General features: G+C 37.6%; 1 protein-coding gene. It reads left to right on the top strand.

What is annotated here, in order from left to right; genetic code table 11:
• Positions 1-36 precede the first annotated feature (36 nt).
• On the top strand, positions 37-415 hold a 379-nt coding region (locus tag AC1DG9_RS27790; RefSeq protein WP_477635802.1), incomplete at its 3' end, for a phosphatidylglycerol lysyltransferase domain-containing protein.

Raw genomic sequence — 415 nt, 5'->3', positions numbered from 1 at the left:
ATCAAATCGTTCGACAGATATTGCATCGAAAGCGGGATGAAAAGCCTTTATTACAGGGTGTCGGAAGAAAGCCTGGACGATTTTGTTTCTTTGGGAAAAAAGCGACTTTTTCTAGGACAAGAGGGCGTGGTTGATCTGACTACTTTTTCTTTGGAAGGGGGAAGCCGAAAATCTATCAGGAATGCGCTTAAAAAAGTATCGGATCAGGGATTTCATACAAAGATCTATAATGGTCCCATTAAAGATGGTTTGCTTCAAAAACTTAAATCTGTATCTGACGAGTGGCTTAAAGAAACAGAGCGCGAAGAAATCGTGTTTTCGCAAGGTATATTTATATGGGATGAATTGAAAAATCAAACTATCATCACGGTAGAAAACACAGAAGAAAAGATTGTTGCTTTTTTAAATGTAATAC

It is taken from the genome of Pedobacter sp. 05L430, assembly GCF_056397585.1.
This window is presented reverse-complemented; position numbering and strand designations above follow the sequence as displayed.